We start from the raw sequence: 12565 nt of genomic DNA on the forward strand, positions 1-12565 counted from the left end.
GACGGGCGAACCACCCAGCATCCCGGTTATGCCTTGTCACAGCGGCGCCGGAAGAAGATCGAGGAACCCTTCGGCTGGGCCAAAACTGTGGGCGGCATGGCCCAGACTGTTCATCGCGGCCTCGACAGGGTCCGCGCCCAATTCACGATGACCATGGCAGCCTGCAATCTGGCCAGACTACCGAAACTCCTTGCCACCTGACGAAGGGGTCAAACCGGACGCGGGGTCCGCAGCCGCGAAAAAACCAGCTTCAAACCGTGGCGGCAAGAATAGCGTCCTTCAACCCCGACTTATTCAGCAGTCTGTTAAAGACCATCGGGCACTCAACAAGGGAACCAATGCCGTCAGGTCTGCCGAGGGCATTGATTTTGCACAGCAAATTCGGTTCGCCATCCAAGATCGGCGACGCATTTCGGCAGCATCTCGCCCCTAAGGTGATATAAATGTTTTTTATCAATTACTTGTTGATTTTAAGAAATCGGTAGAAATATTCCTGAAGACCCGCCTACAACTATGAACACGGTGCATTTTTCAATCTTGAAGCCTAACGTTGCCTTACGGCCAAGTCTGCAATAGAAGTAGCATTCGAGGTGCAGATCTTTTGCCCCCGCCTTCTCGACCACGCCGCGCAGATATCCGCCCGGCGAAGCAACCTCACCCGTCCATGCTTTTCGAACACGAGCGCAAACGCCACCGTTGCCACCTGTGTGCCCATTGGCTCCTGCGCCACGTTCCAGGCATGCTCCGAAATTCCGACCATCAGCATAAGTTGGTCGGCAAACCGATGCAGATCACCCCAATCCTTGAAAAACCCGCCCGTGTTGCGCGCCCGAGACGCGAACTCGGGGCACGTCTGCATGATTGTCGGCAGATCGAGCGCGGTCCGGTTCTTGCGCAAAGCCGGGCAGAAACAACGCAAGAAGCGCGATGATTGCACCGGACAAGCTATTGGGTTTCGGCTCCAGCACTGTACCGAGATAAGCAACTAAGGCCGCGAGCGCCACGGTCCAGCTCAGCCCGCATCATGCCGAATGCTAAACTGACTTAGCTCAAGGCCGGGCCGGGCAGGCTTATCGACCCAGCCTTTCGTTGTTCGCAGGTGGCAACGAGGCCGGCGGAAGCTCGCCGTTTCTGCCGCATTATGGCCTGGTGATGTTCGTTGTGCTGACTTCTGCCGCGCTCAACACTATCTATTCGATAACACTTGAAGCGGAGCGAGCTATGAGATTTTCTCGAACACTGACCGTAGTGGCGATTGCAGCCGTATCGATGGCCGCCGTGCCTGCATCAGCAGACCCTGGGCACGGCAAGGGCAAGGCGCGCGGCGATCACCACAACGGATTTGCAGGACATTGCCCGCCGGGACTTGCAAAAAAGAACCCGCCCTGTGTGCCGCCGGGGCAGGCACGCAAGTCCTATGATCACTACGGCTCCAGAATCGGGGACGTCCTTCGCATCGGTGATTACGTGGTTATTCGCGATCCCCGTAGGCTAAATCTAGAACCGCGTGACGATTGGCGCTATTATCGCGAGGGCAACCGGGCCTATAGGGTTGATCGCGACACCAGAAAGATCCTCTCCGTCATTAACCTTATCGATGCCTTCACAAACTGAGCCGTCGGCGTTGATGATAGGCACTGGCTTGGTTTTGGTGCGATTGACAGTCTGCCGCCGTACTCGCCCGACTTGAACCCAATCGAAATGGCGTTCTCGAAACTCAAAGCGCAGCTGCGACGGATCGGGGCCAAAACATTCGACCAGATGTTCGACGCACTCGCGGAAGTCCCCGATCTGTTCACACCACAGGCAAGCTGGAATTACGTCTGCGAAGCAGGATATGGATCAAGTTAAAGGCTCGATACTTTAGAGGATCGCCGTAGACCGGATATCTTCAGCGGCGAAGTCGATCAGTGCGCGGATCTTGCGTGGCAGGACCCGACCTTCCAGATAGACCACGCTGACAGGACCGCTGTCGCCTCTGAATTCCTCCAGCAGGGGGACCAGCGCCCCGGTCTCGATGGTGTCGCGCAAGGCAAACCGCGGAATGTTGGCGATTCCTATGCCGCCGACGGCCAGATCCATGGCAGCGCGCGCCGAGTTGACCTGAAAACGCCCCCGGATCTGAACAACTGTCTCGGCGCCATTTCTTTCGAAGACCCATCTGTGCGGAACCCGCCGGTTGGTGTCCACAACACAGGAATGGTTGGCGAGTTCTTCGGGCGAGGCGGGCTTCCCGTGTGCTCGGATATAGTCCGGGCTGGCCACCAGAAGGCTGCTGAAGGTGCCAAGCCTGAGCGTTTTGAGCGACATCATCTCGGACCGGCCAATGCGAAAAGCCAGGTCGATGCCGTCGCTGGCCAGATCGACATAGCGGTCATCGAGCCGCAAATCGAGCGTAAGAGCCGGGTTTTGCCGGGCAAACCGTGCCAGCATCCCCGTAACGTAAACTTCGCCGAACGTCACAGGAGCTGAAATGCGAATGACGCCGGTCAGGCCGCGCGATCCTTCGGCAACGCTGCCGAGCAGGTCATCGAGATCATCAAGGAGCGCGGGCGCCCGCGCAATCAGGTCCTCACCCGCCGGCGTCAGCCCCACCTTTCTTGTCGTCCGCTGAAGCAGTCGCACGCCAAGGCGATGCTCGAGCTCGGCCACATATTTGGAGGTCAGTCGGTTCGACACGCCGAGTTGACGGGCAGCCGCAGTGAACGAGCCAGTCTGCGCGGTGGCCACGAAAGCCCGGAGTTCGTCGACGATGTCCAAGGCAAATCACTTAGTACATTTTGCGGATAGTCATTCTCTATAGTCGTCATTTCATTGATTGATGGCAAGGTGCATCTTCCTGACAGATCAAACAGCGCGTGAAAGCGCGCACTGAAAGGAGCAAGTCATGAAAATCGCAATCATTGGGAACGGCAATGTCGGATCCGGTCTGGCAAATGTCCTGAGCAAAACAAAACATGAGGTCGGGACCTATGGTCGCGCCGACGATGTGGCAAACGCCGTGAATGAGGCCGACATCGTCATCCTCGCGACACCCTATGGGTCGGCTGCCGAAATCGCCAATCAGGCAGACTTCACCGGCAAGATCGTCATCGATGTGTCCAACCCCGTCACCGAGGATTTCTCGGCCCTGCAACTCGGCACCACCACGTCGGCCGCCGAGGCAATCGCCGCGCTGGTTCCGGGGGCATCCGTCGTGAAGGCTTTCAACACGATCTTCGCCCAGCACTATGCCGGGGATATCAAGCTGGCCGGTCAACCGTTGCAGACCTTTGTCGCCGCCGACAACGAGACGGCGCGCGACACCGTCAAAACGCTGGCCGCAGAGGCCGGGTTCGACCCGGTCGATGCCGGCCCCCTGTCCACTGCCCGGCAGCTCGAGCCGCTTGGCTTCCTGAATATCCAGTTCGGCTATGTGCTCGGAAAAGGCACCGAGATCGCGCCGCGCTGGCAGTTTTCCGCCTGACCCAACAATCTGAACAAAGGAAAAAAAATGTCCAACGCGAACCATCATAACAAACCTCAATCGTCGGTGATCTCTGGCGTGGCAAATGCCGATCTGGCAACCACGATCCTGCGCGTATCTCTGGGGATACTGTTCATCGCCCATGGCTGGCTGAAACTGGCGATCTTCACGCCGGCGGGGACAGCCGCCTTCTTCGAAAGCCTCGGCTTTCCGGGTGCGCTTGCCTATCTCGTGATGGCGGTGGAGCTTGCCGGCGGCGTCGCGCTGATCCTCGGCGTCTGGACCCGCTGGGTGTCGCTCGCGCTGGTGCCGGTCCTGCTTGGATCGATCTACGCGCCGCATGGCGCGGCCGGCTTCTTCTTCTCAAATGAAGGCGGCGGCTGGGAGTATCCAGCTTTTTGGGCGATCACACTGGTCGTGCAGGCCCTACTGGGCGACGGCGCCTATGCACTCAAGCGCAGCCGGACCTGATCCGATCCGTCCTCATGGTGCGGGGCAATCAGCCCCGCACGCTTCCGCAAAGGGGTTTCACGATGACCAATTCAACCGAAAAGTTCGATATGAATGCCGCGCCGATCCGCATCGATACCGTTCGGCTCAGGGTGCGGGATGTCGATGCCGTTTCATCCTTCTACCGGGACGTTCTGGGGCTGGTGCCGCTGGCAGAGGCCGGAAGCAGCGTCACACTGGGCACCGAAGAAACACCGCTGCTCCATCTTGAGGGCGACCCGGCGTTGCGCCCACGCGATCCCAAACAGGCAGGGCTGTTTCACACCGCCTTCCTGCTGCCCTCGCGCGGCGATCTGGCCCGCTGGCTTGGCCATGTGGCCGAAACGGACGTGCGGCTGCAGGGCGCATCGGATCACATCGTCAGCGAAGCGCTCTATCTGGCCGATCCCGAAGGCAATGGCATCGAGGTTTATGTCGACAGACCGCCAAGCCAGTGGCGCGATAGCGCCGGCGATATCCGCATGGCCACGGACCCGTTGGACCTCAAGGATCTGATACGCACAGCGCAAGGTCGGATTTGGGCCGGTTTCCCGAAAGGCGGCATCATCGGCCACGTTCACTTGCAGGTCGGCGACACGAAAGAGGCGGATCGCTTCTACCGAGATGCCCTCGGCTTTGACATCGCCGCGTCGTATCCGGGCGCGAGCTTCTACGGCAGTGGCGGCTACCACCACCAGCTCGCCGGCAATATCTGGAACAGCCCCAAGGCCGGGACGCGGGACACGTCTGACGCGGGCTTGGGCGAAATCACACTTGGCGTCGACCCCTTGGCGCGTGAGGCGATCACGCATCGCCTTGGGGGCGACCGCTTTGCCGATCCCTGGGGCACGGCCTTTGCGCTGGCGCAGTGACGCGTATTGCGAGCCTGAGAGTTAATAAGGAGACAAACCATGCTTGTGAATGGAAAAAGGGTCGAGAACTGGCAGCCGGTCCAGAAGACCGATGACCAACCAAAGGGCGGCGGGTGCGGAACATTATAGGTCTTCGCCGTACGGAGGTGACAGCATTGCGGACCAACCGCTCAGGATACCGGGAACCAGAGCACCTGATCTGTAGTTAAGCTTCAAGGGAAAGAAAGGATATATTTCAGAGGAGAGAATTTATGAGCAAAGCCAAAACAGTCGTCATTGTCGAAGATGAACCGTTGATTGCGATTGATATCCAAGAACGATGCGAGGACGCGGGCTTTACTGTACTTTCGGTCGTCGGGTCCGTCGCACAAGCCGAACGAAAATTCGCCGACCTTTGCCCGGATGCAATTGTCACTGACATGGACCTCGGTCCCGGTGGCAACGGCTGTGAGATTGTCGAGATAATTCGTGAGAGATGCAGAGATGCCCAGACATCAAAGTCATTTTCGTAACGGGAACAACAGACCAAGTTAAGCTGGAGCGAATCGCAGCGACGAAGCCGCAAACTGTTCTTTCCAAACCGTTGCCAGCACGTCGGCTTGAAGAGGCTCTGCAGGCGCTCGGATAGCTTCAATTTAGTTTTCTTAGCCGCCCTTCGCTACACTTGCACAGTTCAAGCTGACCTGCCCCTCAGGGTCCGCTTATTCAAATCCTCGAATCTGTCCGGCGAATGCTGACGTCAGGCAAACAACTCAAATTTCTGGGTTTACCCTATATCGTCATAGCGGCGCGGCAGGTGTTCATGTTCTGTTGATAATGCGTGGCCGCCGTTCGCACCGTCGTTCTCACGTGGCCAATTCGATCCTTCCCTGCGTTCGCGCCACGGCGTTGGCATGGGCGCGCGCGCGGCGCGCAATGTCGCGGCGGCCGGCCTTTTGGGCCAGCCCGGCGCGCAGGCGGTAAAGGTCGGCCAGATACCAGCGCTCGCCAGTGGCGCGGACCAGCGCGAAGGCGCGGCGCAAGGCACGCATTCCGGCGACCGGATCGCCCATCTTTGCCGCAGCCTCGGCCGCCAGCCCATGGCCGAAGGGCAGCGTGATCCTGACGCCCGCTGCATCAAAGGCCGCAAGGCCGCGCGCAATCCGCGCGGCGCCTGCTGCGTCGCCGGACATCGCCTGCGCCCAGCCCGCCAGCATTTCGCCCGCGTCGCCCCAGACCGGCACCGCCTTGGCCTGGCACAGGGCAACCAACGCTTCGGCCCGGTCGCGGGTCTCCCCGATATCGCCACGAAGACGGGCGCAGACCGCCCCGCACCATAGCATCTGCGCCCGTCCAAAGGCTGCGCCCAACAGGTCGGCGCGCGTAGTGCCGGCGGTCAGGTGTCGCTCGGCCTCTTGCGGGGCGCCGGTCAGTTCGGCGACACAGGCCGCATATTGGCGGCAGACCACCTCCGGATCCTCACCGAACAGCGGATTGCCGTCCTGCTGGGCGTGGCGCGGCGCGATCTCAAGCACGGCGGCGATTTCCGCGGCGCAGGCCGGCAGGGCACCGGTGAAAAAACGGGTCTGTCCGACGGCATTATGGGCGACCATCGCCATATGGGGCGGTGCGTGCCCCGCGAGCGCTTGCAACGCCAGCGCAAGATCTTCGGCGCGAGTCAGTTCCGCCCGCGTCAGGTGATCGTTCCACAGCCCGGCTAGAACCGGGATCGTCGTGGCGGGATCGCCGACCTCGGCAGCCAGATGGCCCGCGCGGCGGTAAACCTGGGGCAGCGCGTCGCCAGTGAACCCGTCCGACACAATGAGCGCTGCCCCTAACCCCAGCAGGGCGTCAAGTTCGGTCGCGCGGCCCGCCTCGGGCTTTGCCGTGCCGGTCCCGCTGCCGCGGGCGTGCAGATCCAGTGCGCTGCGGAACTGCCCGACAGCATCGGCGATGGCGCCGCGCGCATGCGCACGCTGCCCTGACAGAACGCGATAATGTGCGGCGCGCGGCCAGTCGGCGCCGCGTTCAAAATGATCAGCCAGCAACGGTGCGATGTCGCCCGCCGCGTCCCCGTGGCTGAGCTCCAGTCGCAGGCCGACCCTTTGATGCGTGCCTTGCCTGTTCGCGGCCGGCATCCCGTCGTAGAGCGCTTCGTGATGCAGCGCGTGCCGAAAGGCATAGCGTGTGGCCACCGTGCCGCCGGGCCGATGGCAAAGGCCGTCACGGGTAATGAACCGCCGGTTCCGCGCGAGGTGCTCCAGCTGCCGCTCTGCCGCCTCTACCCCGTCGCGGTCGTCGGCCAGGTCGATGGCGCAAAATGCCGGCCCTGCCACGCTGGCGGCTTCGAGCAAGCCGCGCTCCCCGGCCAGCAGGCGGCTAGTGCGTTCGGTTTCGATCAGAGTGCGGACGCTGGGGGCGATCGCTGTGACCAGCCTCTGGGGTGTGGCGGACAGGTGCCAGCCGGCCGCGTCGCGCCGCACAAGGCCCTGCGCCTGCCAGAAGTCCGCCGCCGCATCCACCAGCATCGCATGCCCTTCGGTCCGGTGGGCGAGGGCCTGCGCCAGATCATCGGGAAAGCTGTTACCGGGGAACCGCTCGGCAAGGCATCCGGCCACTGCCGCTGCATCCAGCCCGCCAAGGGTGACGAGCCTGCAATCGGGCTGCCGACTGAGCTGGCCCAGTGTCGTCGCAAGCGTTCCGGCGCGGTCCAGCTCGTCATCGCGGTAGCTGCCCAGAACCAGCAACCTGGCGGGCGTGCGTTGTTTCAGCCCCCACGCCGCCAGCCAGGCCAGCGTGCTGGGGTCGGCCCAGTGCAGATCCTCCAGCACCAGAAGTCCGGGGCGGGCACGGGTCAGCCGCTCCATCAGTTCCGAAAACTCCCGCAGCATTGTGTCGCCGCGCGGGCGGTCCAAGGGGCCCGCCTGCGCGCTGCGACCGGGGGGCTGGCGCACCCAGGAGGGAGCGATCCGCGGCAGAAGACGCGCCAGCGTGGCGCCCTCTGGCCCGGCCATGAGCTGCGTCAACACGTCCATCAGCAACCCGTAGGGTTCGCGCGCGCCGGGATGCGCTATGGCCTGCGTCCGCGCGATCCACAGCGGCGGGTGCTGGGGCAGACCCGCCTCGAATGCCTCCAGAAGGCGTGTCTTGCCTGCCCCGGCCTCCCCCGAAATCAGCGCCACGGCCCGCCGGCCCCGTTTGGCCGCGGCGGCGCTTTGGCCCAGAGCGTCCAACTCGGCCTCCCGCCCGAGGCAGAGCACAGGCGCCGCCGCCACAAGATCCTGCGGCGACGCACCGGTCAGCGGGATCGGACGTGTCAGCCGGTAACCCCGGCGGCCCACTGTCTCGATCAACCCGGTGTCGCTGGCGGTATCGTCCAGCATCCGGCGCAATTCGCGGATGCATTGTTTTGGCCCCGCCTCGTTGCCGTGGCCGTTGCCCCATATAATGCGCCGCAAATCGGCCGTGCTGACCACCTCGCCCTGTTGCTCGACCAGTGCCATCAGAACCGACAGCGTCTTGGGGCGCAGACGCATCTGCGCCGGGCCGCACAGCAAAATGCTTTCACTCAGGTCTAGCTTGATATCTTCCGAAATCATGTCTTATGGGGCCTTCACACTTGCTACCGCAGGCCGTAGCGCGCGAATTATACCGATATTGAACCCTATACGTCTTTGTTTGCAATCAGAAATAAGCAACAATCGCTCTCAAAGAAATTTAAGCAGCAAATGCACAGCAGACGAGGAACAGGCACATGACAGCGATAGAAATGCACCACAGAGCGGCCCGCCGGTTTCGGCCCGGCCTGCTGACCTGCGCCATGGCGCTTGCTTTCGCTGCCCCCGTTACAGCACAGGCTCAGGATCAGGCGCCGCAATCCTGCGTGGCGGACCCAGGCGCCGTGACGGCCCGCGCGACCATCACACCGCCCGACACGCCGCTGCCCGAGGCACTGGCGCGCGCGCTTGATGCGGCGGCCCGCGGCGCGCTGGACGGGGCCGCGGCGCCGGGGATCATTGCGGGCGTTGTAACACCGGGCGGCCGGTGGAGCGGCGCGTGGGGGGTAGCGGACCCCGAAACCGGCGCGGCGATGACAGCCGGCATGCACACGCGCATCGGGTCGGTCACCAAAACCTTTACCGGCACCGCCCTGTTGCAGCTGGCCGAGGCGGGCAAGCTATCGCTGGACGATACAATTGACCAATATGTGCCCGGCGTTCCAAACGGCGACATCATTACCCTGCGCCATCTCGCCAACATGACCAGCGGCCTGCTGAGCTATACTCAGGCGGATCCGTTCCTGGATCAGTTCTTCGCCGATCCCAGCTTGCACTATACGCCGCAGGACCTGCTTGATTTTGCCTTCCCCGGCTCGCCGATCTTTGCACCGGGGGCGAAGTTTAATTATTCGAACACCAATACCGTGCTGCTGGGAATGGTGATCGAACAGGTGGCCGGGCAAGATATCGACGCTGTCTTTTCCTCGATGATCCTGGATCCTCTGGGCCTGACAGAAACCACCGGTCCTGACGGCGCGGCCATGCTACCGGACCCTTATCCGCAGGGATTTACCCTGCAGGGCGATGCTGCCACGCCGACAGCCCCCTCGAATGCGACCCATTGGGATCCGTCTTGGGGGTGGACAGCAGGCGGCATGATCTCGACCCTCGACGACTTGCTGGTTTATGGCCGTGCCTTGGGCACAGGCAAGGATCTATTGGGCGCTGAAGCACAGCAAGAACGCCTGCGATCCTTCCCCGAGCCAGCGGGCTATGGCATAGCCTTGGGATGCGTTAACGGCTGGATCGGCCACACCGGCGAACTGCCGGGCTACAACACGACGGTGTTCTACGACACGACGACGGATACGACCGTAGTCGTACAGGCCAACAGCGATATCCCCTCGGGCGATTGCGGGGATGAGGACGTGCTGCCGGATAACCCCGGCGACCTTGCGTGCAGCTCGCCCGCCAGTCGTGTGTTCGAGGCGCTGTCAGTTGCGCTTGGGCATCCGTTCTCGATGACACCGACGGCCCCGGCAGAGTGAGCGCGCTGACAGTGCTGTTCCGCCCCAGCCGCTCCTCAACACACCACCTCGGCGCTCTCGCGCTGCTTGGCGCCTTTGTCGCGGGGCCGGGCTTTGCGCAGGACTTGCCGGATGTGGATCGCATCTTGTCCGGGCAGACCGTGATCCTGCAACGCTATGCGCCGCCGCCCGAGGTGGGCAGGGTCGCCATAGGCGTGGAGGATGAGCGCGACAGGATCGACTTTGATCGCGCCAAAAGCATTCGTTTCCAGCTGCGATCGCTGCGCGTCGATGGCGCTCAGACCCTACCGTTGTCGGCATTGACACCGATCTGGCAGGGCCGGGTCGGCGCCGAGATTACGCTGGCCGATCTTTACCGCACGGCAGACGCCGTTGACGCGGCCTATCTCGCCGCCGGTTATTTTTCCAAGACAGTGGTGCCGGTGCAGGATTATGCCGACGGGCGGATTCGGCTACAGGTGTTTGAAGGCTATGTCGACCGCATCGAGATCGAGAGTGATATCCCCGGCATCGAAACCCGGCTGGCCCCCTACCTGCAACGCATCCTGAATATGCACCCGATACGGGTAAAGGCCGCCGAGCGCGAGCTGTTGTTGATGAGTGACCTTGCCGGACTTTTGATTGAAGGCACTTTTGTGCGCCCCGAAGGCGCCACGGGCGGCGGGCTGCTGCGACTGGAGATCGCACAAAATCGCAGCGAAGGAATGATCGGGCTCGACAATTTGGGCTCCGACTCCGTTGGCCCAATACAAATGGCCAGTGGGGTGACCTTCAACGATGCCCTGCGCAGGTTCGAGACGACCAACCTGACCGGCGTCATCACACCGCAACACCCGGACCGGATGTCACTGGTGCAGATGATGCAAAGCTATCCGATCGGATCTAGCGGGCTGAGCGCGGGCTACAGCTTTGTTTACCTGCGCCAACACCCCAAAGGCGGCGCTGGTGCGCCGGATATAGACGTGACATCAGCCATGGGCACGGCGTTTCTGTCCTATCCGTTTCTGCGCACGCTGGACCGGTCGCTCTGGGGGCAGGCTGAACTGACAGTCCGCAACGATGATGTGGACATATCCAGCAGTGCCGCCGTCCGCAGCCGGACCCGCTGGGCGACGCTTTCACTGCAATATAGCCAGAGCTTTGAGACATCCGAGATCAACCTTGAGGGGGCAGTGAATCTTGGCACGGCCTCGGATATCGATATGGGCACGGTGCCGGGCGACTTCCGCTTTGTTAGCGCCGAACTGGACTACACAAAGGGCCTCAGCGAGACGACGAGCATGACGCTGCGGGCGCGCGGTCAATACTCTGGCCGGTCCCTGCCGGGCGCTGTGCAGTTCGGCGTCGGCGGCGAAACGTATGGCTGGGCCTTCGACAGCGGCACCATCTCGGGCGACAAAGGTGCGGCAGTTTCGGCTCAGGTGAGCCACGAGATCGATACCGGGCTGGCATTGCTGCCCACACTTTCGACCTCGGCCTTCGTGGATTACGGCGCGGTCTGGTCTAACGACGTACCCGGGCGCATGCATCTTGGCTCCTATGGGGTGGGCCTTGGCGGGACGATTGGGGAACGGCTGGATTTTCAGGTTATCGGCGCGCTTCCCTGGACCCATTCCGACATAGTGGACGATCCGGGGGGCAAGCTGATTTTTCAGCTGGCAATGCCGTTCTGATTGGGGAAAAGGCGCGATTGCCGCAGGTCGAAGGTTTGGCCATGCTTCTCGATTCCTTCGATTGTGCAAGGTCCGCAACCAACGCTGAATCGCCATGACAGCTTCGTGCAGGTATGAGCAGAACGCCTTTCCAGAGCGCGAGTTATACCAATATTGAACGATACGCCGCTTGGTTCGACCCTAGGAATGCGTAACATAACAGCAAGAACTGTCCGCGCCACCCACGCACGCCAGCCAAGGACATAGGCAAATGAGCGAGACCCTATCCCATTACAGACTGGACAGCGCACCACTGCCGCGCGTGCCTCTCTGTGCCGACAGAGGGCGGGCCATGCCGCAGGCCGGATTGGCGCCGCCCGCCATAATCGCGTCCGCATGTCGGCTGCATGTCCTTTAGACCTTCATACCAATCGGATTTTGACCATGCGTTTTCACCTGACCGCCGCCGCCCTTTTTGCCTGCCTTGCCGGGATGGGCGTCACGGCGCAGGAGCGGGCGCTGCCGCTGCCGTCGTCCTTGCCGCTGCTGGACTATCAGGCGCAGCTGTACCCCTTTGTGGCGCAGCGCCGGTTTGCTGACCTGGGATGGGTCCGGGACAAGCGGTGGCGCGATACCGGGCCGTTTGTCATGGGCACCTCCTACGGCATTCACCCCGCGGTGCGGATCTATTACGGCCCGCAGGTGATCGACTGGCTGGAGGGCGGCAGGCAGGGCGACATCCCCGACGGCGCGATGGTGGTCAAGGAGATGGCCACACCCCCCGCCGCCCGCTACACCACCTACCGCGACACGCTGGAATATCTGCACCCCGATGACCCGGCAGAGGTCGAGGCGCAGATGATCGACTTCCTCCACCGGACCGGCGGGCTGAACTGGACCGTCATGGTCAAGGACAGCGCGCTGTCCTATGGAGGCTGGTTCTTTGCCTCGGTGGATGCGGCGGGGCAGGTGGATGATTTCGCGGCGCCCTATGCGCCCGCCTCGGGGCAGGCCGCCGATGGCCTGTGCATGCGCTGCCATGCCTCGGCGGCGGAGGAGC

12 protein-coding genes and 1 pseudogene are annotated in these 12565 nt (G+C 62.3%); 10 read left to right on the plus strand and 3 right to left on the minus strand.

Annotated features, from left to right (window positions below; all coding sequences use genetic code 11):
- Nucleotides 1-201: transposase (locus DQ230_RS16175; protein ID WP_203228112.1), on the plus strand; the 201-nt coding region annotated here is incomplete at its 5' end.
- 343 nt (nt 202-544) lie between these two features.
- Here the strand turns inward: DQ230_RS16175 and repC are convergent.
- Nucleotides 545-859: a replication initiation protein RepC gene (gene repC, locus DQ230_RS16180; protein WP_238987573.1), complete on the minus strand. Its 315-nt coding sequence runs from the start codon at nt 857-859 to the stop codon at nt 545-547.
- 293 nt (nt 860-1152) lie between these two features.
- Here repC and DQ230_RS16190 point away from each other — a divergent pair, with 293 nt between their 5' ends.
- Together DQ230_RS16190 and DQ230_RS17545 are read left to right on the plus strand one after the other, a co-directional pair.
- The gene (locus tag DQ230_RS16190; RefSeq protein WP_238987572.1) at nt 1153-1614 is read left to right on the plus strand and encodes a hypothetical protein; all 462 of its coding nucleotides are present in this window, start codon (nt 1153-1155) and stop codon (nt 1612-1614) included.
- 51 nt (nt 1615-1665) lie between these two features.
- A pseudogene (locus DQ230_RS17545) lies at nt 1666-1735 on the plus strand (transposase); the annotation flags it as partial.
- Between the two features lie 128 nt (nt 1736-1863).
- On the opposite strand, the gene DQ230_RS16200 reads toward DQ230_RS17545, so the two are convergent.
- Nucleotides 1864-2760: a LysR family transcriptional regulator gene (locus DQ230_RS16200; RefSeq protein ID WP_113913619.1), complete on the minus strand. Its 897-nt coding sequence runs from the start codon at nt 2758-2760 to the stop codon at nt 1864-1866.
- 127 nt (nt 2761-2887) lie between these two features.
- Between DQ230_RS16200 and DQ230_RS16205 the strand changes: the two genes are divergently transcribed.
- The 4 genes from DQ230_RS16205 to DQ230_RS16220 all read left to right on the plus strand — a co-directional run bounded on the left by DQ230_RS16205 (nt 2888) and on the right by DQ230_RS16220 (nt 5339).
- Nucleotides 2888-3466: an NADPH-dependent F420 reductase gene (locus tag DQ230_RS16205; protein ID WP_108693598.1), complete on the plus strand. Its 579-nt coding sequence runs from the start codon at nt 2888-2890 to the stop codon at nt 3464-3466.
- 27 nt (nt 3467-3493) lie between these two features.
- On the plus strand, nt 3494-3937 hold the full coding sequence (locus DQ230_RS16210) for a DoxX family protein (RefSeq protein WP_108693599.1): 444 nt from the start codon (nt 3494-3496) through the stop codon (nt 3935-3937).
- 62 nt (nt 3938-3999) lie between these two features.
- A complete protein-coding gene (locus DQ230_RS16215; protein ID WP_108693606.1) occupies nt 4000-4827 on the plus strand; it encodes a VOC family protein in 828 nt (275 codons plus the stop codon).
- Nucleotides 4828-5078: 251 nt separating this feature from the next.
- Nucleotides 5079-5339 (plus strand): response regulator, encoded by a 261-nt coding sequence (locus DQ230_RS16220; RefSeq protein ID WP_108693600.1) that lies wholly within the window; start codon nt 5079-5081, stop codon nt 5337-5339.
- A gap of 333 nt (nt 5340-5672) precedes the next feature.
- Here the strand turns inward: DQ230_RS16220 and DQ230_RS16225 are convergent, their stop codons facing one another.
- Nucleotides 5673-8405 (minus strand): AAA family ATPase, encoded by a 2733-nt coding sequence (locus DQ230_RS16225; RefSeq protein ID WP_113913620.1) that lies wholly within the window; start codon nt 8403-8405, stop codon nt 5673-5675.
- A 155-nt stretch (nt 8406-8560) separates the two neighbouring features.
- On the opposite strand from DQ230_RS16225, the gene DQ230_RS16230 reads away from it, so the two are divergent.
- From DQ230_RS16230 to DQ230_RS16240, 3 genes are all read left to right on the plus strand, one after another.
- A complete protein-coding gene (locus DQ230_RS16230) occupies nt 8561-9853 on the plus strand; it encodes a serine hydrolase domain-containing protein (RefSeq protein WP_108693607.1) in 1293 nt (430 codons plus the stop codon).
- On the plus strand, nt 9850-11526 hold the full coding sequence (locus DQ230_RS16235; RefSeq protein ID WP_162497484.1) for a ShlB/FhaC/HecB family hemolysin secretion/activation protein: 1677 nt from the start codon (nt 9850-9852) through the stop codon (nt 11524-11526). The genes DQ230_RS16230 and DQ230_RS16235 overlap by 4 nt, the downstream gene beginning before the upstream one ends.
- Nucleotides 11527-11949: 423 nt before the next feature.
- Nucleotides 11950-12565, plus strand: a 616-nt coding sequence (locus DQ230_RS16240; RefSeq protein ID WP_162497485.1) for a cytochrome P460 family protein, incomplete at its 3' end; no start/stop codon positions are given.

Source organism: Roseovarius dicentrarchi (assembly GCF_003316635.1).
Lineage (GTDB): Bacteria > Pseudomonadota > Alphaproteobacteria > Rhodobacterales > Rhodobacteraceae > Roseovarius > Roseovarius dicentrarchi.

Coding starts and splice junctions, on each gene's coding strand:
- repC (WP_238987573.1), bottom strand. CDS start 859: ATGCAGACGTGCCCCGAGTTCGCGTCTCGGGCGCGCAACACGGGCGGG.
- DQ230_RS16190 (WP_238987572.1), top strand. CDS start 1,153: ATGTTCGTTGTGCTGACTTCTGCCGCGCTCAACACTATCTATTCGATA.
- DQ230_RS16205 (WP_108693598.1), top strand. CDS start 2,888: ATGAAAATCGCAATCATTGGGAACGGCAATGTCGGATCCGGTCTGGCA.
- DQ230_RS16210 (WP_108693599.1), top strand. CDS start 3,494: ATGTCCAACGCGAACCATCATAACAAACCTCAATCGTCGGTGATCTCT.
- DQ230_RS16215 (WP_108693606.1), top strand. CDS start 4,000: ATGACCAATTCAACCGAAAAGTTCGATATGAATGCCGCGCCGATCCGC.
- DQ230_RS16220 (WP_108693600.1), top strand. CDS start 5,079: ATGAGCAAAGCCAAAACAGTCGTCATTGTCGAAGATGAACCGTTGATT.
- DQ230_RS16225 (WP_113913620.1), bottom strand. CDS start 8,405: ATGATTTCGGAAGATATCAAGCTAGACCTGAGTGAAAGCATTTTGCTG.
- DQ230_RS16230 (WP_108693607.1), top strand. CDS start 8,561: ATGACAGCGATAGAAATGCACCACAGAGCGGCCCGCCGGTTTCGGCCC.